This window comes from Streptomyces sp. NPDC094034 (genome assembly GCF_040303865.1).
Classification (GTDB): Bacteria; Actinomycetota; Actinomycetes; order Streptomycetales; family Streptomycetaceae; genus Streptomyces.
The window spans coordinates 1-21,609 of the sequence record NZ_JBEOUD010000021.1 but is presented as its reverse complement, the minus strand read 5'-3'; the positions used below and the strand labels follow the sequence as shown (position 1 = coordinate 21,609).

General features: G+C 70.7%; 20 protein-coding genes. 16 read left to right on the top strand and 4 right to left on the bottom strand.

What is annotated here, in order from left to right; all coding sequences use genetic code 11:
* Nucleotides 1-53: 53 nt before the first annotated feature.
* From ABTZ59_RS19950 to ABTZ59_RS19920, 7 genes are all read left to right on the top strand, one after another.
* Nucleotides 54-1,394: an ABC transporter substrate-binding protein gene (locus tag ABTZ59_RS19950; protein WP_351404528.1), complete on the top strand. Its 1,341-nt coding sequence runs from the start codon at nt 54-56 to the stop codon at nt 1,392-1,394.
* Nucleotides 1,395-1,533: 139 nt separating this feature from the next.
* A complete protein-coding gene (locus tag ABTZ59_RS19945) occupies nt 1,534-2,466 on the top strand; it encodes a carbohydrate ABC transporter permease (protein ID WP_351405591.1) in 933 nt (310 codons plus the stop codon).
* Nucleotides 2,463-3,359 (top strand): carbohydrate ABC transporter permease, encoded by an 897-nt coding sequence (locus ABTZ59_RS19940; RefSeq protein ID WP_351404520.1) that lies wholly within the window; start codon nt 2,463-2,465, stop codon nt 3,357-3,359. The genes ABTZ59_RS19945 and ABTZ59_RS19940 overlap by 4 nt, the downstream gene beginning before the upstream one ends.
* A 60-nt stretch (nt 3,360-3,419) precedes the next feature.
* Nucleotides 3,420-4,412: a carbohydrate kinase family protein gene (locus tag ABTZ59_RS19935; RefSeq protein WP_351404511.1), complete on the top strand. Its 993-nt coding sequence runs from the start codon at nt 3,420-3,422 to the stop codon at nt 4,410-4,412.
* Complete coding sequence (locus ABTZ59_RS19930) at nt 4,412-5,740, top strand: alpha-glucosidase/alpha-galactosidase (RefSeq protein ID WP_351404504.1); 1,329 nt, start codon at nt 4,412-4,414, stop codon at nt 5,738-5,740. The genes ABTZ59_RS19935 and ABTZ59_RS19930 overlap by 1 nt, the downstream gene beginning before the upstream one ends.
* 96 nt (nt 5,741-5,836) lie before the next feature.
* A complete protein-coding gene (locus ABTZ59_RS19925; RefSeq protein ID WP_351404499.1) occupies nt 5,837-6,688 on the top strand; it encodes a class II fructose-bisphosphate aldolase in 852 nt (283 codons plus the stop codon).
* Nucleotides 6,689-6,821: 133 nt separating this feature from the next.
* A complete protein-coding gene (locus ABTZ59_RS19920) occupies nt 6,822-8,165 on the top strand; it encodes a Gfo/Idh/MocA family protein (protein ID WP_351404489.1) in 1,344 nt (447 codons plus the stop codon).
* On the opposite strand, the gene ABTZ59_RS19915 is transcribed toward ABTZ59_RS19920, so the two are convergent.
* Nucleotides 8,113-8,517, bottom strand: a complete 405-nt coding sequence (locus ABTZ59_RS19915) for a DUF5997 family protein (RefSeq protein WP_351404480.1) — start codon at nt 8,515-8,517, stop codon at nt 8,113-8,115. The two genes, ABTZ59_RS19920 and ABTZ59_RS19915, sit on opposite strands and share 53 nt — an antisense overlap.
* Nucleotides 8,518-8,575: 58 nt before the next feature.
* Between ABTZ59_RS19915 and ABTZ59_RS19910 the strand changes: the two genes are divergently transcribed.
* The 6 genes from ABTZ59_RS19910 to ABTZ59_RS19885 all read left to right on the top strand — a co-directional run bounded on the left by ABTZ59_RS19910 (nt 8,576) and on the right by ABTZ59_RS19885 (nt 14,851).
* Nucleotides 8,576-9,382 (top strand): LysR substrate-binding domain-containing protein, encoded by an 807-nt coding sequence (locus ABTZ59_RS19910; RefSeq protein ID WP_351404469.1) that lies wholly within the window; start codon nt 8,576-8,578, stop codon nt 9,380-9,382.
* Nucleotides 9,383-9,599: 217 nt separating this feature from the next.
* Nucleotides 9,600-10,025 carry a hypothetical protein gene (locus ABTZ59_RS19905; RefSeq protein WP_351404461.1) on the top strand — a complete coding sequence of 142 codons (426 nt, stop codon included), beginning with the start codon at nt 9,600-9,602 and terminating at the stop codon, nt 10,023-10,025.
* A complete protein-coding gene (locus tag ABTZ59_RS19900) occupies nt 10,022-11,890 on the top strand; it encodes a GMC family oxidoreductase (protein ID WP_351404454.1) in 1,869 nt (622 codons plus the stop codon). Before ABTZ59_RS19905 ends, ABTZ59_RS19900 begins: the two co-directional genes overlap by 4 nt.
* Nucleotides 11,887-12,762, top strand: a complete 876-nt coding sequence (locus tag ABTZ59_RS19895) for a hypothetical protein (RefSeq protein ID WP_351404441.1) — start codon at nt 11,887-11,889, stop codon at nt 12,760-12,762. Before ABTZ59_RS19900 ends, ABTZ59_RS19895 begins: the two co-directional genes overlap by 4 nt.
* Before the next feature lie 83 nt (nt 12,763-12,845).
* Nucleotides 12,846-14,171, top strand: coding sequence for a sensor histidine kinase (locus ABTZ59_RS19890; protein ID WP_351404432.1), 1,326 nt, complete (start codon nt 12,846-12,848; stop codon nt 14,169-14,171).
* Nucleotides 14,168-14,851, top strand: a complete 684-nt coding sequence (locus ABTZ59_RS19885; protein WP_351404411.1) for a response regulator transcription factor — start codon at nt 14,168-14,170, stop codon at nt 14,849-14,851. Before ABTZ59_RS19890 ends, ABTZ59_RS19885 begins: the two co-directional genes overlap by 4 nt.
* A gap of 90 nt (nt 14,852-14,941) precedes the next feature.
* Here ABTZ59_RS19885 and ABTZ59_RS19880 read toward each other — a convergent pair whose 3' ends face one another.
* A complete protein-coding gene (locus ABTZ59_RS19880; protein ID WP_351404402.1) occupies nt 14,942-16,165 on the bottom strand; it encodes an FAD-dependent monooxygenase in 1,224 nt (407 codons plus the stop codon).
* Complete coding sequence (locus tag ABTZ59_RS19875) at nt 16,162-17,556, bottom strand: MFS transporter (RefSeq protein WP_351404397.1); 1,395 nt, start codon at nt 17,554-17,556, stop codon at nt 16,162-16,164. The genes ABTZ59_RS19880 and ABTZ59_RS19875 overlap by 4 nt, the downstream gene beginning before the upstream one ends.
* A 319-nt stretch (nt 17,557-17,875) precedes the next feature.
* On the opposite strand from ABTZ59_RS19875, the gene ABTZ59_RS19870 reads away from it, so the two are divergent.
* Together ABTZ59_RS19870 and ABTZ59_RS19865 are read left to right on the top strand one after the other, a co-directional pair.
* On the top strand, nt 17,876-19,108 hold the full coding sequence (locus ABTZ59_RS19870; protein ID WP_351404391.1) for a styrene monooxygenase/indole monooxygenase family protein: 1,233 nt from the start codon (nt 17,876-17,878) through the stop codon (nt 19,106-19,108).
* Between the two features lie 120 nt (nt 19,109-19,228).
* Nucleotides 19,229-19,855, top strand: coding sequence for an HdeD family acid-resistance protein (locus ABTZ59_RS19865; protein ID WP_351404383.1), 627 nt, complete (start codon nt 19,229-19,231; stop codon nt 19,853-19,855).
* Nucleotides 19,856-19,894: 39 nt separating this feature from the next.
* On the opposite strand, the gene ABTZ59_RS19860 is transcribed toward ABTZ59_RS19865, so the two are convergent.
* Nucleotides 19,895-20,833, bottom strand: a complete 939-nt coding sequence (locus tag ABTZ59_RS19860) for an NmrA family NAD(P)-binding protein (RefSeq protein WP_351404377.1) — start codon at nt 20,831-20,833, stop codon at nt 19,895-19,897.
* Between the two features lie 124 nt (nt 20,834-20,957).
* Here ABTZ59_RS19860 and ABTZ59_RS19855 point away from each other — a divergent pair, with 124 nt between their 5' ends.
* Nucleotides 20,958-21,518 carry a TetR/AcrR family transcriptional regulator gene (locus tag ABTZ59_RS19855; RefSeq protein ID WP_351404370.1) on the top strand — a complete coding sequence of 187 codons (561 nt, stop codon included), beginning with the start codon at nt 20,958-20,960 and terminating at the stop codon, nt 21,516-21,518.
* Nucleotides 21,519-21,609 lie beyond the last annotated feature (91 nt).

The window sequence follows — 21,609 nt, the reverse complement described above, 5'->3', positions numbered from 1 at the left end:
GCGGGGAAGCTCCCCGCGTGACGTCCCGTACCGCGTTTTCCCTGGGGGCTCAGATGGCCGCAGCACACCGCATTCCCGGTACTCCCGCCGGGCTCTCGCGCCGTACGGTCCTGCGGCGCGGCACGGGGCTGGCGCTCGGCGCCGCCACCACGGCCGCCCTGCCCGGATGCGGTACGGACACGAGCGACGACGTCGGAGCCGACGGGCGGGTGCTGGTCGAACTCTGGCACGGACAGACCGACACCGGCCGTGAGGCGATCGAGAAGCTGGTCACGGAGTTCAACCGCACCCATCCCGGTATCCGTGTCGATCCCGGCGGTGGCGTGCTGGCCGACGCGATGCTGCAGAAGATCACCGCGGCGCTCGCGTCCGGCTCCTTCCCCGACGTCGCCTATGTCTTCGGCTCCGACCTGGCCAGCGTCGCGCGCAGCCCGTCCGTGGTGGATCTGACCGACACGGTCCGCTCCGGCCCCCTCCCCTGGAACGACTTCTGGGCTCCCGCCCGCGAGGCCGTCACACTCAATGGACAGGTACGGGCGGCCCCCGCGCTGATCGACTCGCTCGCCGTGGTCTGCAACAAGAAGCTCTTCCGCGACGCCGGACTGCCCCTTCCGGAACCGGGCTGGACCTGGGCGGAGTTCGTGGCGACGGCCGGGAAGCTGACCGATGGGGGGCGCGGCACCTTCGGCACGGGCTGGCCCGGCGTGGGCGACGAGGACACGGTGTGGCGGCTGTGGCCGATGGTGTGGGACCTGGGGGGCGATGTCGTCAGCGCCGACGGGCAGCGGATCGGCTTCGCGGACGTCGGTGTACAGGCCCTGGAGACGGTGGCGGCTCTGGCGAAGGACAAGAGCGTCTACGTCGACCCCAAGCCGGGCAGCGAGCAGATGTACCAGGTCTTCCTCTCCGGCCGGATGGGCATGGTCGTCACTGGACCGTGGCAGCTGCCCGACGTCCAGCAGGCGAAGATCGACTACCACGTGGTGCCACTGCCCAGCTACAGCGGTGAACCGATGACCATCTCGGGACCCGACACATGGACCGTGTTCGACAACGGTCCGGCGCGCGTACGGGCGGCGCGCACCTTCGTCACCTGGCTCTCGCAGCCCGCCCAGGATGTGCGCTGGGACGTCATGGCCGGCAGCCTGCCGCTGAGCCGGAGCACGAGGGCCCTGTCCGCGTGGCAGGCACAGGAGGCCAGGACCGACGGGCTGCCGGTGTTCACCCGGGCGCTGGACACGGCGCGCGTACGTCCCGTACACCCGGCGTATCCGCAGATCTCGCAGGCGCTCGGCCAGGCCATCGCCGCCGTACTCCTCGGCAGGAGTACCCCCGTCAAGGCCCTGCGCGCGTGCGCGGACGAGGCCAACGCCGCTCTGCTCATCCCGCGTTGAGAGGACTACGATGCCGCGCCTGCCCACTCCGCTCACGCTTCCGGACCACGGCCACGAGCACAACGACCGCGACAACCCGACAACAGAGGGCCAGGGCGCCCACGGCGAGGACACCAACCGCGACGCGGCGTCGGGCGCCATGGGGAAGAGCGCGGGACCGCGCTCCCTCCGGCGTCGGCCGCCCGGGGAGACCGCGACCGCCTGGGCGTTCGTCTCGCCCTCGGTCCTGATCATTCTCGGTCTGAGCGTCATCCCCGTGGCCTGGTCGCTGCTGCTGTCCTTCCAGGCCGACGACCTGGTCACACCCAGCCGCTGGGTCGGTCTCGGCAACTACCACGCGCTGGCGCGGGACCCGCACTTCGGCCAAGCGGTACGCAACACACTGCTGTACACGGCGCTGTATGTGCCGCTGAGCATCGGCCTGGGGCTGTCGCTCGCCCTCGTACTCAACCAGCGGATCCGGCTGGTGAGTATGTACCGCACCCTGATGTTCGTGCCGTTCGTCATCTCGGCGACGGCGCAGGGGGTGCTGTTCTCCTTCATCCTCGACCCGGAGTTCGGGGCGGCCAACTCCGTACTGCACAAGCTCGGCATCTCCGCCCAGGGCTTCCTCTCCGACCCCGGACAGGCCCTGCTCATTCTCGTGGCGATCTCGCTGTGGAGCGGCACCGGCCTCTGCGTGGTGGTCACTCTCGCCGCGTTGCAGGACGTATCGCCGTCCCTCATCGAGGCCGCGCGGCTGGACGGCGCCGGGCGACGGCACCTGCTGAGGCATGTCATCCTGCCGGCGCTCACACCGGTCCTCGTGTTCCTCCTGCTGTGGCAGACCATCAACGCGCTTCAGGTCTTCGACCTGGTGTATGTGACGACCAAGGGCGGACCGCTCGGCTCCACCACCGTGATCGTCTACTTCATCTGGGAGCAGGCCTTCAAGAACTTCACCGCCGGTTACGGCGCGGCGGCCGCCTACGCGCTGGCGCTCGCGCTGCTCCTGATCGCCATGGTCCCGCGGGTGGCACGGGCCGTGCGGGGCCGACGCGAGAACCACCGCCTCGAAGGAGCCGCACGATGACGGCCACATCCACTTCCGCCTCGGTCTCCCCTGCCGCCTCCCCTTCCGCCGCCTCTTCCGCCGCTTCGGGGGGCCGTCGGTGGCTGCCGTTCAGCCCCTGGCATCTGCTGCTCGCCCCCCTCACGCTGATCTTCGCGATCCCGCTGATCTGGCTGCTGCTCAGCTCCGTGATGAGCAACGCGGAGATCAACCGCTTCCCGCCGGCCCTGTGGCCGTCGGGGATCGATCTGGGCGGCTACCGCTACGTGCTCGGCAACGCGATGTTCCCGCGCTGGTTCGCCAACTCACTGATCGTCTCGGTGGTCGCGGTGGCGTCCAATCTGCTGCTCGGCTCGCTCGGCGGGTACGCGTTCGCCCGGATGCGGTTCGCCGGCTCCCGTGTCCTGCTGGGCCTGATGCTGGCCACGATGGCGATCCCGTTCCAGCTGACGATGATCCCCACGTTCCTGGTCATGAAGCGTCTCGGACTTATCGACACACTGGGCGCGTTGATCGTCCCTTCGCTGGTCACACCGTTCGCCGTGTTCCTCCTGCGTCAGTTCTTCCTCTCCCTGCCCAGGGAACTGGAGGAAGCGGCCTGGATCGACGGCTGCTCACGGCTTCGGGTGCTGTTCCGCATTGTGCTGCCGCTGTCACGACCGGCCCTGAGCACCGTGGCGGTTCTGACCTTCCTGACCACCTGGAACGACCTGACCTGGCCGTTGATCGCCATCAACCATGACACCCAGTACACACTCCAGCTCGGCTTGACGACCTTCCAGGGGCAGCATCACACCCAGTGGTCCGCCGTCATGGCGGGCAATGTGATCACCGTTCTGCCGGTGCTGCTCGCCTTCCTCTTCGCGCAGAAGTCCTTCATCCAGTCCATCACGTCCAGCGGTCTCAAGGGCTGAGAGCCCCGCCACCGCCCCCACCACACCTGCGCAGCCAGCGCCGCGATCACGGGAAGCCGCATGCCGCACACTTACGACCTGCTTGTCATCGGGGACGCCAACCCCGACATCGTTCTGGGACCGCTCGACGCGCCGCTCGCCTTCGGGCAGCGCGAACAGCTGGTCGACACCGGCCTGCTCACGCTCGGCGGCTCCGCCGCGATCATGGCGTGCGGCGCCGCCCGGCTCGGGCTGAAGGTCGCCTTCGCCGGGCGCGTCGGGGACGACGACGCGGGGCGCTTCGTCCGTACGGCGCTGAACGCCCGGGGCGTCGACACCGACGCCCTGCGCGTCGACCCCGGTCTGCCGACACCGCTCACGGTGGTCGTGACGCGCGGAGACGGTGACCGTACGATCCTCACCTCCCCCGGCACCCTGTCCGCGACCGGACCGGACGACGTCCCCGAGGCGCTGCTCACCGGCAGTCGGCATGTGCACGCCGCCTCCTACTTCCTCCTGCCCAAACTCGCCGACGCGCTGCCCGAACTGCTGGCCACGGCACGGGCGCACGGCGCCACCAGCTCGCTCGACACCAATGACGACCCCTCCGGCGAGTGGGCGCCCGGCCGTATCGACGCCACGCTCGCGGTCACCGACTTCCTGCTGCCCAACGCGCGGGAGGCGCTGGCTCTCGCGTCCGCCGCCGGTTTCCGGGACACCGCGGCCGACTCGCCCGCCACCGCCGGTTCCCTGGAAGCGGCGGCCGGCGCACTCGCGGCGCGCGGGCCGCGAGTGGTGGTCAAGAACGGGGCCGACGGCGCCCTCCTGCACGACGGCCGCACCCCTCTGCGCACCCCCGCAATCCCCGCCCGCCCGCTGGACACCGTCGGCGCGGGCGACAGTTTCGACGCCGGCTTCGTCGCCGCGCTCCTGCGCGGTCTGTCCACCGCCGAGGCGCTCGAATTCGCCGCCGCCTGCGGCGCTTTGTCCACCCGGGCGCACGGCGGCACCACCGCCCAGCCCACCTGGGACGAGGCCAGCACGGCCCTCGCCCGCGACGGAAAGAACCTCTGATGACCATCACCACCCCGAAGATCGCGTTCATCGGCGCGGGAAGCGTCGTATTCACCCAGGGCCTGCTGGCGGACCTCTTCGCGTTTCCCGAGCTCAAGGGCGCCCATGTCGCCCTGCACGACATCGACGCCGAACGGCTCGCCACGGCCCACGGCGCCGCCCGCCACATCGCGGACCGGCTGACGGGGGCGAGCGGCACCACGCCCCGTATCACCGCCCACGCCGAGCGGCGCGCGGCCCTCGAAGGCGCCGACTTCGTCATCAACATCGTCCAGGTCGGCATGCGCGAGTCGACCCGTATCGACTTCGACATCCCCGCCGGTTACGGCGTGCGCCAGACCATCGCGGACACCCTCGGCGTGGGCGGGATCTTCCGCGCCCTGCGTACCTTCCCCCTGCTCAAGTCGCTGGGCGAGGACATCGCCGAGGTCTGTCCCGACGCCTGGCTGCTCAACTACACCAACCCCATGGCGATGAACGTCCAGTACCTCACCCGGGCCACGGGGCTGACCCGCGTCGTCGGTCTGTGCCACTCGGTGTACTGGACCATCCGCGATCTCTCGGATCTCCTGGGCGTGCCGCACGAGGAGGTCACCTACCGGGCCGCCGGAGTCAACCACCAGGCGTGGGTGCTGCGCCTTGAGCACCAGGGCAGCGACCTCTACCCGCGCCTGGACGCCCTCGTCGCACAGAACCCGGAACTGCGGCGCCGGGTACGCGTCGACATGTACCGGCGCCTCGGCTACTACCCGACCGAGACCAGCGAGCACTCCTCCGAATACGTCCCCTGGTATCTGCACCACGACAGCGAGATCGAGCGGCTGCGCCTGCCCGTCGGCGCCTATCTCGGCATCGTCGACGAGAACATCGCCGAGTACGAGCGCACCCGTGACGCGCTGGCCTGCGGAGCCCCACTGACCGTCGAGGGCACGATGGAGTACGCCCCCCAGATCATCCACAGCATCACGACCGGCACGCCCCGCACGGTCTACGGCAATGTCCCGAACCACGGGCTGATCGACAATCTTCCGTCGCCCGGTACCGTCGAAGTGCCGTGTCTGGTGGACTCGTTGGGCGTGCAGCCCACCCGGGTCGGCTCGCTCCCCGCCCAGTGCGCCGCGCTGAACCGGGGCTATCTGAGCATGAACGAACTGGTCGTCCGGGCCGCTCTGGAGGACGACCCGCGCTCCATCCGGCAGGCGGCCATGGCCGACCCGGCCACCGCGGCCGCCCTGCCCGTCGAACGCATCTGGGACCTGTGCGACGACATGGTGCGCGCGCACGCGGATCTGCTCCAGCCGTCCCTGCGTACGACGCTCGGCCACTGAGCGCTCGTCGCCCCCTCCCCTTCCCCCTCCCGGCTCCCCCTCATTTCCGCGCCCCCACATCCGATACCCCCACCTGTTCAGCACGGGAACCAGAACATGCCACTCGTCCCCACCGGCGACATCCTCGGCGAAGCGACGCACGGCGTCGGGGCCTTCAATGTCGTCCTCCTCGAACAGCTTGAGGCCGTCCTCGCGGGCGCCGAGCAGGCGAACGAGGCCGTCATCGTCCAGATCAGTGAGAACGCCGTCGCGTACCGGGGCTCCCTCGGACCACTCGCCGCCGCCGCGCAGGAGGCCATCGCCGCCGTCTCCGTACCCGTCGCGCTGCACCTCGACCACGCCACCCGGCCCGCTCTGGTCGAAGAGGCGGTCCGGCGCGGCTTCACCTCCGTGATGTACGACGGCGCGCAGCTGCCCTGGGAGGAGAACGTCGCCCGGACCCGCGAGATGACCGACTGGTGCCACACGTACGGCGTGTGGGTGGAGGCGGAGCTCGGCGCGATCGGGGGCAAGGACGGCGCCCACACTCCCGGGGTGCGCACCGACCCCGGTGAGGCGGCCCGGTTCGTCCTCGACACCGGTGTCGACGCGCTCGCCGTCGCGGTCGGATCGGCCCACCAGATGACCCGGCGTACCGCGCTGCTCGATCTGGATCTCATCCGTGACCTGTATGTGGCGGTGCCGGTCCCGCTGGTGCTGCACGGTTCGTCGGGGGTGGCCGACAGCCATCTCGCCGAAGCGGTACGCGCGGGGATGCGCAAGATCAATATCGCCACCCATCTCAACACCCTCTTCACCGCGTCGGCGCGCGACCGGCTGACCGCCCAGCCGACGACCGTCGATCCACGCGCCTATCTGCGTCCCGCGCGGGAGGCGGTGACGGACGAGGTCGCCCGGCTGCTGCGGCTGATCGGACAGGGGCAGGACGGACGCGTCCGCAGCGGGTGAGGATGCGGAGAGCGCACGAGAACTCACATGAGTCAACAGGCCCACGGAGCCGGCGGACTCGACGAACTCGGCGAACCCAGCGAACTCGGCGAACTCGGCGAATCTCCCGACGGACTCAAGGAAGGGGAAGCCCATGTCCCAGGTGACGATGGTCCTTATCGGAGCCGGACTCCGCGGAATGACCTACGCCCGGCACGCCCTGGCCACGGGGGCGGGCAGGGTGGTGGCGGTGGCCGAGCCTGACCCACGACGCCGGGCGCGGGCGGCGGAGGAGTTCGGGGTACCGCGGGAGCGGGTGTACACGGACTGGAGAGAGGTGGCGGCCGCGGGCACACCGGCCGACGCCTGCGTCATCGCCACCCAGGACCGATCGCACACCGAACCGGCGGTGGCACTGGCCGATCTCGGCTACCACATCCTGCTGGAGAAACCGATGGCGACCAGCGAGGACGAGGCCGCGGCGATCGCGGACGCGGCCCGGCGCAACGGCATCCTGCTGGCCGTGTGCCATGTGCTGCGCTACACGCCGTACACCCGGCTGCTCAAGCGACTGCTGGCCGACGGCCGCATCGGCCGTCTGGTCAGCGTCCAGCACCTGGAGCCCGTCGGCTGGTGGCACCACGCCCATTCGTTCGTACGGGGGAACTGGCGCCGCCAGGACACCTCCGCCCCCATGCTGCTGACCAAGTCGTGCCACGACATCGACTGGCTGGTCCATCTGTTCGGAGAGACGCCCCGGAAGGTCGGCTCCTTCGGGGGACTGACGCACTTCCGCCCCGAGGGCGCCCCGCCCGGCGCGACCGACCGCTGCCTCGACTGCCCGCTGGAGCCGGATTGTCCGTACTCGGCCAAGCGGCTCTATCTGGGTTGTCTGGGCGATCCGGAACAGGAGTTCTGGCCGCTGTCGGCGGTGACCGACGATCACACCGAGGCGGGCGTGCTGGCCGCGCTGCGCAGCGGGCCCTACGGCCGCTGTGTGTACGCGTGTGACAACGATGTGGTCGACCATCAGGTGGTCAGCATGGAGTTCGACTCCGGCGCCACCTGTTCGTTCACCATGAGCGCCTTCACCCCCATGGAACAGCGCCGCACCCGGCTGTTGGGCACACACGGCTTCATCGACGGGGACGGAAGCACACTACGGCTGGTCGATTTCCGTGACGGCTCCGAGGAGACGATCGACACACGGACGAGCGCGACGGGGAGCCCTGGGCCTGCGTCCGAGGACGGCCACGGAGGCGGGGACGAGGCACTGATCGACGCGTTCCTCAGCGCCGTCGCCACCGGCGACGCGTCCCCGCTGCTCTCCGACGCCGCCGAGAGTCTGGCCACGCACCGCGTGGTGTGGGCGGTGGAACGGGCCCGGGTGACCGGCACGGTGGTGGAGGTCGATGTCCTCGACCACGCGCCGACGGCGGGGGTGGTCAGGAGCGCGGCCGACGGGCCCGGTCGTCCCGCTCCGCGTTCTTCTCCTTGATACGCAGCGCTTCCTTCCGGACCTCGGCCTGCGTGGCGCGTTCCTGCCGCAGCCACGCGGGGCCCTCGCTCTTCAGCGCCTCGATCTGCTCGGTGGTGAGGGCGTCCGTGACTCCGCCGCGCGCGAGACCCGAGATGGAGACGCCCAGCTTGGCGGCCACCACCGGCCGGGGGTGCGGGCCGTCGCGCCGCAGCTCCAGCAGCCACTCGGGCGGATCGGCCTGGAGCGCGTTCAGCTCGGTGCGCGAGACGACACCGTCCTGGAACTCGGCGGGGGTGGCCTCAAGGTACACACCCAGCTTCTTGGCCGCGGTCGCGGGCTTCATCGTCTGGATGGTCTGGTGCGACGTCATGGTGTCAAGGGTAGCGAGCGTGTGCGATACCTCCGACCACGGCCGGTAGCCTGGTGGCGTGACAGGCTCGGAAGTACCCCGTTCGTTCCGGCTCGCGTACGTCCCGGGCGTGACGCCCACCAAGTGGGTGCGGATCTGGAACGAGCGGCTGCCCGGCATCCCGCTGACCCTGGTCACGGTGTCCGCCGCCGAGGCGCCGGGTCTCCTGCGGGAGCGCGGCGCCGACGCCGGTTTCGTACGGCTGCCGATCGACCGGACGGACCTCAGCGCGATTCCCCTCTACACCGAGACAACGGTGGTCGTGGTCCCGAAGGACCATGTGGTGGCGGCGGTCGACGAGGTGTCGGCCGAGGATCTGGCCGACGACATCGTGCTGCACCCCCTCGATGACACCCTCGACTGGGAGGTCCGGCCCGGACGGCCCGCGAACGCGCGCCCCGCCACGACCGCGGACGCCGTCGAACTGGTGGCGGCGGGGGTGGGACTGCTCGTCGTCCCCCAGTCGCTGGCCCGCCTGCACCACCGCAGGGACCTTACCTACCGGCCGGTCCTCGATGCTCCTGAATCGCGCGTCGCGCTGTCGTGGCCGGAGGACGAAACCACCGAGTTGGTGGAGGACTTCATCGGGATCGTGCGCGGGCGCACTGTCAACAGCTCACGGGGCCGCCCGACCCCGCCGCAGCCCGAGCGTGAGCGTCCCGATGCGGGCGGCGTGCGGCGAAAGCCGGCGACCGGTAAGGCAACCAGTAAGGCGACCGGTGGATCCGCCGGTAAATCGACGGGCAAGTCGACGGGCAAGAGTCCGCGGAGCGGTTCCGGCGGCCCCAAGGGCGGCCGACGCGGCAAACCCGGCCGTCGGTCGTAGTCCCTTTCCTCCGCTTACACGGCTGCCCGCGCCTCCTCCGCTCACTCCGCGCGAGCCTCCGCCGTATCGCACAAGACGCCCCACACTTTCGTCACTCTCAGTTCGCCACGCTCACATTCGGCGAGTTTTCGAGGCATGAACGGGTCCCGATCCAGGTAGGGATCCCGGCTGATGTGCCCGGTCTCCGGTGACTGGCGCGAAGAGGGGGATGGTGTCCATGACGCTGACCGAGCGGTTCGTCACGCTCTCGGTCGCGCTGACGGGGTTTGACGCCGCCGAGCTCACAGCGACCGGAATGGCAGGGATATACCGGGAGTTCGTGACCGGGCGGGTCGAACCGCCGCTCTACGCACGGCTGGTGGCCGCGCTCGCCGATACCGGGGCAGACCCGCGAGCGGTGGCGGCCAAGGACGAGGAGCTGGCCGAGCTCTCGCGCGCCATCTGTCACCTCTGGTATCTGGGGACATGGCCGGGACTGCGGGCGGACGACGGCCGGACCGTACCCTTCCCGTTCCCGTCGCGCGGCTATGCCCATGGGCTGGTGTGGAACAGCTTCGGTGGCCACGCCCCCGGTGCCGGACGGCCCGGCTACGGCAGCTGGGCCGGGCGTCCCGCCGGTGTGGCGGGAGATGGGGAGCGTTGACCGCCGGGGAGCGTTTCGATGTGATCGTGGTCGGGGCCGGTATCGCGGGGTCGTTGATGGCCCGGTGGCTGGGCGACCGCGGCCGGCGTGTCCTGGTCCTGGAATCGGGTATGGGCGATGACGACACCGGGCCCGGCGGCGGCCGGGCGGCGGATGTGGAACGGTTCCGGTCCGCGCCCGTGAAGGTGCCCGGCGCGGCGATCGCGGACAACGCCTTGGTGCCGTCACCCGACGTACCGGATCTCGTGGGCCGCCCCGGCGGTGGCTATCGTGCCGAGGGATATCTCGTCCAGAACGGCCCGTTGCCGTACGCGAGTGGGTATCTGCGGGTCAATGGAGGTACGGGCACGGCCTGGACGGGTCTGGCCCCGCGCATGCACCCGGAGGACTTCCGCACCGCCGACTTCGGGTACGGCCGCAACTGGCCCATCGGATACGCGGAGTTGGAGCCGTACTACCGCGCCGCCGAACGCGAGCTGGGTGTCGCCGCCGATCCGGCGGAGCAGCGGGATCTCGTCGGTCTGCCGCTCGCGGACGACTATGTCTTCCCGCACCGTCCGCTCCCCGCGAGCTATCTGGACCGGCAGCTCGCCGAACGGCTCGACGGACACCAGGCCGTGGACCCCTCGTATCCGCACCCCACCGAGCTGCGGGTCGTCGGGACGCCCCAGGCGCGCAACAGCACGGCCACCGAGGAGCACGGTCCCGTGTGCGAGGGCAGTGCCAGTTGCATCCCCATCTGTCCCACCGGGGCTAAGTACACCCCACGACGCACCCAGGACCGCTGGGGTCCGAGCGTTACCCTGCGCACCCGCGCGGTGGCCGGGCGACTCCTGGCCGACGCCACCGGCCGGATCACGGGCGTCGAGTACCAGCGCTACGACGATCCCGCCAGCCCCGCGTCCGTCAGCCGGCGAACGGTCCACGCGCACACGGTCGTCCTGGCCGCCCACGCGATCGAGAACGCCCGGCTGCTGCTCGCCTCCGGCCTCGCCAACTCCAGTGGCCAGGTGGGCCGGAATCTGATGGATCACCCCGTCCTGCTCACCTGGGGCCTCATGCCCCGGCCGATCGGCCCCTACCGGGGCCCCGGCTCGACCTCCGGCCTGGAGGGATTCCGCTTCGGCCCGGCCCGTGCCGCGCGCGCCCCTTTCCGTATCGAGATCGGCAACTGGGGCTGGAACTGGGCGGTCGGCCCGCCCGGCCACGAGATCGCCGCCCTGCTGCGCCCCACGGACCCGGCCGCGCCCGGCGGGGGCGGGGCGCTGTTCGGCACGGCGTTGCGGCGGGCCGCCGGGGACAGGATCGGGCGGCAGTTCGCCCTCCAGTTCGAGATGGAGCAGAGCGCCGATCCCGCCAACCGCGTCACGCTCGACGCCCGTCATCGCGACCCGCTGGGCAACCCGCGCCCGGTGCTGACCTATGACCTGTCCGACCATGTGAAACAGGGCATCGTCGCGGCCAAGTCCGTGTCCGACCAGATCTTCGCCCTCCTGGGGGCGGAGGACCACAGCCGGTACGAGCCGGGGCCGTCCCAGCCCGGGTGGTTCGAGTACGGCGGCCGGCCCTACGCCTACCGCGGCGCCGGCCATGGCGCGGGCACGCACATCATGGGCGACCACCCCGCCGACTCCGTCGTCGACTCCTGGCAGCGGTGCTGGGACCACCCCAATCTGTACGCGGTGGGCTGCGGCTCCATGCCCTCGCTCGGCACCTCCAACCCGACGCTCACCATGGCCGCGATCACTCTGCGCAGCGCCGAGCAGATCGACCGCGACCTGTCAGAACAGCGCGTCACGATCCGCCCGCCGGCCCCCGGTTGCTCCCCGGGCCCGGCCACCCCCGAGGAGACCCACGCCCCGTGACCGACGACCTCACCCTGCCGCCAGTCGCCGCTCCGTACCAACTGCCGTTCCACTACGGGGCCCTGCACAACATCGGCCTCGACTATCTGGTCGACCCCGCGCCGGTGCGCAGGACGCTGGCCGAACACCATCCCGACCTGAGCGCGGCCGAGTTCGACGGCCAGGCGTGTGTCACGCTCAACTACCAGCTGTACTTCGCCCAGTACCCGAACGGCGCGGGCATCACGCAGGAGATCGAGTACAGCATCATCGCCCACCCCACCGCGAGCGCCGGACGCCTGGCCCGGCTGTCGTACGAGCAGTTCGCACAAGGCTACGACCAGACCAAGCTGCTCGGCATCGCCCGGCTCCATGTGCTGTGCGACAACCCACTGGCCATCGAGGCCGGCACGAAGCTCTTCGGCGAGCCGAAGTACCCGGCCTGGTTCGAGGCGACGATGCCCTCGCTCAACGGCCCCGCGGGGGACAGCTGGACCGTGGCCTGCAAGGAGGCGACGCACGCGCGCTCCGGCGCGGGCATCGACCGCCAGGAGCGGACGCTGTTCTCCTTCTCGGCCGACCTGACCGGGCTGCCCCGTACCCCTGTCAACAACACCCCCATCACCGGCTACGGCACCGACCAGGACGGTCGGCCGATCGCCGGCCCGATGAACGTCTACCACCCCTATGACCACCGGTCTTTGACCGGCGAGACCGACCGGGTGCGGCTCACCGTCCACGACGCGTCCTCACCCGTCGGTGCCGACCTGACCACGCTCATCGGAGACACACCGGCCGCCGGAGCGTGGACCTACCAGTCGGCCCCGGTCGCGGCGCACAACCGCCCCTACTACGTGGCCCTCGGGGAGTCCCGCAACGGGAATCAGCGGTAGCGTGAACGATCGTGACCCCGCCTTTGCGACCGAGCCGGACGCGGCGGTGCCGCCGCTCCCCGTCGGCCGGCACTCAGCCGGCCATGACAGACACGGAGGGCAGTGGCCCGCGAGCGCGCGTCGCGTGGTGGCGGGAGGGAGCGATCACGGCGACGGCGTTCGCGCTCTGTCTGCTCGGTGGCGCGGTGCGGGTCGACGGCACGCTGTCACCGCCGCCCGCCGCCGCCTACATCATCGCCGTGGTGTCCTGTGCCGTGCTGCCGGTGCGGCATCGGGCGCCGCTGGCCGCCATGGCGGCCACGACCGCGGGCGGCGTGCTGGTGCCGCTCGTGGGTCTGCTGCTGAGCCCGCTCATCGTGGCCCCCGCCGTGATCACCGCCTATTCCCTCACCGCGCGCACCGAACGGCGCGCGGTGAGCCCGGTGTCGCTCACCTCCGGAGCACTGCTGGTCGCCTCCACCCCCTTGTTCGGTGCCCTCTCCTGGCAGGACGCGAGCAGGATCGGAGCGGTGGCGGCGCTTCCGCTGGTGGCCGGCGTACTCGGTCACTCGGCGCGGAACCGGCGGGCCTACCTGGCGGCCGTGGAGGAGCGGGCCCGGCGGGCCGAGCAGAGCCGGGACAGCGAGGCGCGCCGGAGAGTGGCCGAGGAACGGCTGCGCGTCGCCCGGGAACTGCACGACCTCGTGGCTCATCAGATCACCCTGGCCAACGCGCAGGCCACGGTCGCCGCCCACCTCTTCGACACCCGCCCGGAGCAGACCCGCCAGAGCCTGAGGGAGCTCGTCGAGACCACCGGCCACGCGCTCGACGAACTTCGGGCCACGGTAGGTCTGCTGCGTCAGTCCGAGGACTCGGCCGCCCCCGCCGAACCGGCGCCGGGGCTGTCCCGGCTGCCCACGCTCCTCGAATCGTTCCGCCGCGCCGGGCTGGAGGTGTCGGTGTGTCAGGAGGGCATGTCGAGGCCGCTGTCTCCGGGAGTGGACCTGTCCGCCTACCGCATCATCCAGGAGGCGCTGACCAACGTGACCAAGCACGCCGGTACCGGTAGCGCCCGGGTGCGTCTCGACTGGAAAGGCGATCGCGTGACCATCACCGTCGCCGACGACGGAGGGGGCGCCGGTACGGCGCCGACCGCGTCCAAGGGACCGAGTGCGTCCAAGGGACCGAGTGCGTCCACGGTGTCGGACCATCCGCCCGGTTACGGTCTGATCGGGATGCGTGAGCGTGCCACCGCGGTCGGGGGACACCTCTCCGCGGGCAGGCGCCCGGAGGGCGGGTTCCTCGTCTCCGCCCAGTTGCCCCTCCCGCCCGCCAAGGACGCGACGCGGAGGGCCGACGGAGCGACAGCCACCAAGGGGCTGATGGCCGACATGGCGACGGGCGGCGGAGAGGCCGGGGACGCGCCGTGACACTCCGAGTGCTGCTCGCCGACGATCAGGCCCTGCTGCGCGACGCCTTCCGGATGCTTCTCGACACCGCCGACGACATCACCGTGGTCGGCGAGGCCGGCGACGGCCGGGAGGCGGTGAGACTCACCCGGGAGCTGCGCCCTGACGTGGTCATCATGGACATCCGTATGCCCGGGGTGGACGGTCTCACCGCCACCTCGGAGATCTGCGCGGACCCGGAACTGCGTGCCAGCCGCATCCTGATCCTCACCACGTACGAGACCGACGAGTACGTCGCCCAGGCGCTGCGCGCGGGGGCCGGCGGCTTCATCGGCAAGGGCATCGGGGCCGAGGACCTGCTGCACGCCGTGCGTACGATCGCCGCCGGCGACACTCTGCTGTCCCCCGCCGCGACCCGCTCCTTGGTCGCCCGTTTCCTGGCCACACCGGACGCCCCGCCGCACCACCCCGAACAGCTGGCCGTGCTCACCCCGCGCGAACGCGAGATGGTGGCTCTGGTCGCGACCGGCCTGTCCAACCAGGAGATCGCCGAACGGATGTTCCTCAGCCCGTTCACCGTCCGCGCCCATGTGCAGCGCGCGATGACGAAGCTGGAGGCCCGCGACCGGGCGCAACTCGTCGTCATCGCCTACCGGACGGGCCTGGCACACGCCACCCACGACGGCGGCAACGGCTGCTGACGCGGCGGGCGCTTCCTGACCCAGCCCGATCCAAACGAAAGACCCCAGCCCGACGCGGGAGCCGCGGGCGGCTCCACGCGTCCGGCCGCGTCATGGCATCGGGGCGAATTCCGGCAGTGTCAGGGCCGAGTGGGCCGGTCGGGCCGGCGCGGCGGGCATGGTGACGAGGTCGCGCAGCACGGTGTCGCGTTGCTCCAGGGCCCGTGCCGTGGTGGGGAAGAGCGTGGCCGCACCGTTGTCGACCAGTGCCTGATTCATGGCCACGAACTCGCGAACGTCGCGTTCGTAGCCGGCGAAGGCCGCGGTGTGGTCCCGGTTCGTGGCCAGGGCGTTGGCGAGCATATAGGCACCGACCAGTGCGAGGCTGGTGCCCTGTCCGGTGAGGAACGAGGGCGCGTACGCGGCGTCGCCGACGAGCGCGACGCGGCCGCTGGACCAGCGGGGCATGCGGATCTGGCCGGCCGTGTCGAAGAACAGGTCATCCGCCTCGCGCATGGCGTTGACGATGCCGGGGACCTCCCATCGCGCGCCCGCGAAGACCGCGGCGACCAAGTCCCGTTGGGCGTCGGGGTTCCGGAGGGCATCGAGCGGCGGATCCGGTTGGTGAAAGTTGAGGAAGGCGTGCAGTTCGTCGTTGTCGCCTACGGCGTAGAGGGCCGCGGCTTTCCCCGGGGTGTTCCACAACACGAGCTCGTGGGAGAGCCCGAAGGTGTTCGGCATGGTGAATATGGCGAAGCAGTAGCCGAGGTAACGGTGGAACTGTTCTTCGGGACCGAACAGGGACTCCCGGGTAGCTGAGTGCATACCGTCGGCACCGACGACCAGGTCGAACGTGCGCCGTCGCCCACTGTGGAAGGTGATGTCGACCCCCTGTTCGGACTGGTCGAGGGTGCTGATGGAGTCGTCGAACAGGAACTCCACGTCGTCGCGGACTATCGCGTAGAGGCTCGCGGCCAGATCCCCACGACGCACCTCAAGGTCCTGCCCCGCCACACTGCCGGCGACCGCGCTCGGGCTGACCGAAGCCACTTTTCCGCCATCGGCCTTGAGGAAGGTGCAGCGACGCGAGTCGAGGTGCGCGTCCCGCAGTCGCGGCAGTATCCCCATCCGCCGGACCACCTCTATCGCGGTACCGCGGACATCGATCGGATAACCACCGTCGCGCAGCGCGCCTGCCTTCTCCACCACGGTGACCGCCCATCCGGACCGGTGCAGCCAGTACGCCAGCGCGGGTCCGGCGATACTGGCCCCGGAGATCAGAACCTCACGCTTCACGGCGGTCCCCATGTCCATCGACGGAACGGTAGGTGTCATGCCTGGACTCCTTTCTTCGTGATACGGACAACGAGCAGTGACAGTGCGGCGACGAGGCCGGCGACGGCGAACCCTGTGACGAAGGCCGATTCAGCCGGCCGGCCCGTCGTCGGGTCGGCCCCGGCGGCGAGGATCGCGCCGCCGACCTGGGCGCCCAGCGCGACGCCGATCACACGGGTCACCACGAGCAGGCTGGTGGCGATTCCGGTGTCCTTGGCCTCGACCGCGGTGGCGGTGCGGGCGACCAACGCCGTGGTACCGACGCCCGCGGCGAACGCGGTCAGTGCCTTCGCGAGGACGAGCTGCCATTCCGCGGAGTGCAGCGACGCCAGGGCGAACAGCGTGACCGTAGTAACAACGGCGCCCACGGCGACCACGGCACGTGGACCGAAACGCCGCGCCGCGATCCCGCCGACCGAATCGCTCACCGCCCCGGCGATGGCGCCGGGCAACAGGAACAATCCGATGTCGGTGGTGCCGGCCCCGAAGCCGTACCCGTCCGCCGATATCGCGAACAGCTGCGGCAGCAGCAGGACCACCATCCCGAAACTGGTGGTGATGACGAGGGTGAGCACGCACGAGCTCCACATGGCGGGCTTCGCCAGCATGCGGAGATCGACCATCGGCGAGGCCGCCCGGCGCTCGACGACGACCCATCCGGTCGCGAGAACGGCCACGACCACCGCGATGGCGCCGATCGCGAGTCGCGACAGATCGCCGTTCGTCACCAGCACGAGCCCGAGCATGAGCGCGAGCAGCGTGCCGCTCAGCAGAGCCACACCAGGCCAGTCGATCCTGTTGTCCGAGGGGATCGGCGGATCATCCGGCATCAGCCGCGTCACGGCGAGTGTCGTCGCGATGATCGCGAGCGTCGGCAGCGCGAACATCCAATGCCAGGACAGTCCTTCCGCGATCGGCCCGGCGATCAGCGTTCCCACCATGCCGCCGCCCGTGAACAGCGCGATGACCAGCCCGATCGCCACCTGTGACTCTCCCGCCGGGAGATGTTTGCGCACCAGGATGAAGGAGAGAGGCAGCGCACCCACCATGACGCCCTGCAAGACCTGACCGAGCAACAACGCCGGCAGGTTCGGCGCCAGGCCGGCCAGCAGGCCACCGGCCGAGACCACGGCCATCAGCCGGACCAGCACCCGCTTTCCGCCGTAGCGGTCGCCGAGTTTGCCCGCGACGGGTGTGACCACCGCGCCGGTGATGAGCAAGGTGTTGCCGACCAATGCCCCTTCGGCGGGACTGACCCCCAACTCACGTTGGAGCAGCGGGAGCGCGGGCTCCACCACTGACTGCAGGGTGCCGAGGGCGAGTGCCAAGATGCCGAGGGCACCGATCGACAGTCTCCCGAGACGTACCGGGGACACCACAGCTTCGGACATGGACGTCCTTCTCTTCATGGGTGACGAGGGGGCGGCCGAGGCGCCTCGGCACCCCCAACACTCCCTTCCGGCGCCCCGCCGGGCATCGTCCACCGCCACCGTCTTCCGCTGGTGCGTTCGGACCAGCCACTCACGTGTCCTGGTGCCTACGCACTACACCCCGGCTCGGGCAGCCGACTGGCATCCCCCGGCCGCTACTCGTACGGGCCGGCCGAAACGGCCGGATCGTAACCGCCAAGCCGTGGAGGTCGTTCACCCAGCGGCGGGCGCGGATCTGGTCCCGTTCATGTCCGTTGATGTCCGCGGTCAAGGAGACGACATGCGTGAGATCGTGATCGTGGGAGCGGGACAGGCCGGACTCCAGCTCGCGCTGGGACTGCTCGCGCGCGGCTATGACGTGACCGTGGTCGCGGCCCGTGACGCGCGGCAGATCCGGTCGGGGCGGGTGATGTCGACCCAGGCCATGTTCGGGCCCGCGCTGCGGATCGAACGCGAGGCCGGGTTGAACCTCTGGCAGCGGGGGACCCCCGAGGTCCGGGCCATCCGGGCGGCTGTCGCGGACGGCCCCGGCACCGAGGCCCTGGCGTTCACCGGGCCGTTGGACGAGCCACAGCAGTCCGTCGACCAACGGGTCAAGATGGCCGACTGGCTGGAGTTGTTCGAGACCAGGGGCGGCCGGGTCATCCATCGGGCGATCGACGCGGCTGAGCTGGAACGCCTCGCCTCGGAAGGGGACTTGACACTGGTCGCGGCGGGCCGGGGCGAGCTGGCGGAGGTCTTCGCGCGGGACGACCGGCGGCCCCGGTTCGACAGGCCGCTGCGTACGCTCTCCTGCGTGTACCTGCACGGGGTACGGATGACCGGCGGCCCGGCAGGGACCCAGGTACGGATTCATGTCGTGCCGGGGGTGGGCGAGGTCTTCCTTCAACCGGCTCTGACCACCAGCGGCCCGTGCACCACCCTGCTGTGGGAAGCCGTACCCGGCGGCCCGCTGGATTGCTGGCAGGACCGTCCGTCGCCGCGGGACCACCTCGCCCGCTCCCTCGACCTGCTGCGCACCTTCTTGCCGTGGGAGTACGAACTCTGCGCGGCCGCCGAGCCGACCGACGCCAACGCCACCTTGTTCGGAGCGGTGACCCCCACGGTGCGGCACCCGGTCGCCCGCCTCTCCCCCGACACCCATGTCCTGGGCATGGCCGACGTCGTGGTCGTCAACGACCCGGTCACCGGCCAGGGCGCCAACAACGCGGCGCGCTGCGCGGACATCTACCTCCGCGCGATCCTCGAACGCGGCGAGGGCGCCTTCGATCCGGCGTGGATGCGGCGCACCTTCGACGCGTTCTGGGACCACGCCCGGCACACCACGGCCTTCACCACCATGATGCTGGGGCCACTGCCCGGGCACATGCTGCGGGTCCTGTCGGCGGCCGTCACGCACGAGGCGGTCGCCCGCCGCTTCGCCAACGTGTACGCGGACCCCTCCGACTTCACGAACTGGCTCGCGGACCCGGCGGCGACCGACGCGTATCTGGCCTCGGCCACCCGCGCCTGACCCAGTGCTGTGGCCCCGGGAGCGCGCTTCCCGCCCTCACTCCGCGATGCGGGGAAGCCCGAAGCGGCAGAAGATGGGGGGATCCGCACGTCACCAGGCTTGTCCACGAAAGGCAGTGCCATGGCCTCCTTTACCGGCTTCCCCGGCGAGGTATCGGAAGGCGTGCTCGGCAGGCTTGCCAAGCACGGCTGGACCGTCCTCCTCATGGCGGGAATCGCCGCCATCGCCCTGGGTATCTGCGTCCTCGTCTGGCCGGGAGCGACGCTGCTGGTGGTCGGCGTCCTCTTCGGTATCTACCTGCTGGTCTACGGCGTCTTTCAGCTGGCGGGAGCGTTCGGGTCGCATGTGCCCGGCGGGATGCGAGTGCTGCATTTCGTCACCGGAGCCCTGTGTGTGCTGCTCGGACTGCTCTGCTTCCGGGGAGAGGCGCAGTCGTTGCTGCTCCTGGCCCTGTGGATCGGATTCGGCTGGCTGATCCGCGGGATCATGCTGATCGTCGTGGCGGCTTCCACCAAGGGGCTGCCCGCCCGCGGCTGGCAGTTGTTCCTCGGGGTGGTCACCTGCTTGGCCGGTGTGGTGCTGATCGTCTCCCCGTTCGGCTCACTCGCCGTCCTCACTCTGGTGGCCGGCATCTGGCTGGTCATCCTGGGCGTGGTCGAGGTGGTGCACGCCGTCCAGCTCAGATCGCTGGCAGCCCGCCACACGGGCGGGGTTCATGAGGACAGGGCATCGGCCACCGGCGGCTGACTGACGGGCATACGACTCGGCACCCCGCACCCTGCTCCGTCAGGCCCAGGCCCGCAGGTGTTTCCGTGTCCATGCCTCGAAGGTGGTGAGGGGGAGACCGAGGTCCCGGGCGAATTCCGGCCGGGCGGGCTGCGGATACTCATTCAGCATCGCCTGACCGAGGCCCATGCCGGGCATCCCGGCGGCGGTCGCCTCGTCCCGGGTCAGATCGGGCGCGGTCAGCTCGGCGTCCAGGGTGCGGGAGAGGACCTCGGCGATGTCGGTCATCGCCAGGTGGTCGCCGGCCAGTTCCAGTTCGACACGGTTGAACCGCTCGGGTGCGGCGATGGCGGCTGCGGCCGCCCGGCCGATGTCCTCGACCGCGACGAGGGACAGTCGGGTCGCGGGCTTCAGGAGGCTCACAAGGCCGCCTTCGACTCCGCGAGGGAACATGATCTCCTCGGAGGGGAGGAAGTTCTCCATGAAGAAGCCCGGTTTGATGAGCGTCCAGTGCGTGAAGCCCGCCGCGCGCACCCGGTCCTGGATCCCGGCCTTCGCGGCGTAGTACGGCTCCATCCAGGCCCAGTCGTCCTTGACCCAGTGGGTGTGCTGCCCGGCGCCGGAGACGGAGGTGTGCACGAACTGCGGCACTCCGGCGGCCCTCGCGCCCTCGATCAGGCTGACGGCCTGGGCAACCTCGCCTTCGAAGGCGCGTCCGTCCAGGTCGGGCATCTGGACCGAGAAGACGGCGCGGGCTCCCGTGGCAGCCCGGGTCACGGAGTCGCGGTCGTAGAGGTCGCCGGTGACCAGTTCGGCGCCGAGCGCTTGGACCGCCTTCGCCCGGTCGGTCGCGGGATCGCGGACGAGCGCCCGGACGGGAACGCCCGTCGCGAGCAGGGCGCGGGCGGTGGCGCCACCCTGGCGACCGGTGGCGCCGGTGACCAGGACGGGTGCGGACTGCGAAGGCGTGGACGCCGACGTCGCGGATTCTGAAGTCATGGTGTTCCTCGTGGTGGGCACGCAGGGGGCGGCTCGCAGCCAGGGCCTAAGTGGCGAGGCCCGCCACTTACATCCGGGTACGATACGGAGGGCCCCGCCACTTAGCAAGCTCGGAGATGACGCCATGACCGTTCAGCGCGCGGACGCCCGGCGCAACTACGCGCGGATCCTCGCCGTGGCCGAGGAAGAGGTCGCCGCGCACGGCGCCGACGCCTCGCTGGAGCAGATCGCCCGCACCGCGGGGGTCGGCTCGGCCACCGTGCGCCGGCACTTCCCCAGCCGCGGCGCGCTGTTGGAGGCGGTGTTCAGCGAGCGGATCGAGGCCCTGTGCGCCCGGGCCGCGGAGCTGACCGGGGCGGCCGACGCACGGGCCGCGCTACTTGACTGGCTGGGCGCGCTCACCACGTACGCCGCCTCCGCGCGGGGCATGGCCGACGCGCTGACCCGGGACGGGATGGCCGACCCGGAACATGTGAACGCCTGCTCGACGAGGCTCACCGAGGCGGCCGACCCGCTACTGCGTGAGGCCGCGCGGGCCGGCGCGGTGTCTCGGGACGTGACCGTCGCCGACTTGGTCACACTGGTCACGGGCATCGCCCTGGCCACGGAACACCACCCGGACCCCGCCACCGAGGCACATCGACTGCTCGGTCTGACCGTGGCGGGAATCAGCCCTCGGAGCTAGGTCCTGTCCGGTCGATCTTCGCGGATAAGCCCGCGGCGTCTGGTGCCGTGCATCGCAAGGCGGAGGATCGCCCATGTACTGGACGTACTTG